Annotated in this window: 1 protein-coding gene; it reads left to right on the top strand. The window is 61.1% G+C overall.

Annotated elements, in window-relative coordinates; translation table 11 throughout:
* The coding region (locus tag V8P77_RS34720) for a calcium-binding protein (protein WP_335916766.1) at positions 1-737 on the top strand (737 nt) is incomplete at both ends.

Below are 737 nucleotides of genomic sequence, written 5' to 3'. Positions count from 1 at the left end.
ATGACACGCTGAATGGCGGGGCAGGCGCCGACACGCTGATCGGCGGGGCGGGCGACGACATCTATATCGTCGACAATGCCGGCGACAGCGTTGCCGAGAACGCCGCCGCGGGAACCGACACGGTTCGCACGACCCTGGCAAGCTATACGCTTGACGCCAATGTCGAGAACCTCACCTATATCGGAATCGGAACGGCAGCCTTCGCCGGCACGGGCAACGCGCTGAACAATGTCCTGACCGGTGGGGCAGCTGCGGACCATCTCAGCGGTGGCGACGGCAACGACACATTGCTCGGTGGTGCTGGTTCCGACACGATGTCAGGCGGGACGGGTGACGACATTTATGTCGTCGATATCGCGACCGACCTTGTGATCGAGAATGCGAACGAGGGGACAGACACGGTCCAGACGGCGCTTGCCAGCTATACGATTGGCAACAATGTCGAGAACCTCACCTACACGGGATCGGCAAACTTCACCGCAACCGGCAATGCTCTCGCCAACACGATCACCGGCGGCGCCGGCAACGATGTGCTGGATGGTGGCGCCGGCAATGACACGCTGATCGGTGGCGCTGGCAACGACATCTATGTGATCGACAATGCGAGTGACGTTGTCGCCGAGAACGTCGACGCGGGGACCGACACCGTGCGGACGACACTGGCGAGCTACACGCTTGGCAGTGATGTCGAGAACCTCACCTATATCGGAACGACGAACTTTGTCGGAACAGGAAAC

This window comes from Rhizobium aouanii, from assembly GCF_037002925.1.
Classification (GTDB): domain Bacteria; phylum Pseudomonadota; class Alphaproteobacteria; order Rhizobiales; family Rhizobiaceae; genus Rhizobium; species Rhizobium aouanii.
Note: the sequence above shows the minus strand (reverse complement) of the source record. Positions and strands in the feature narration are given on the sequence as shown.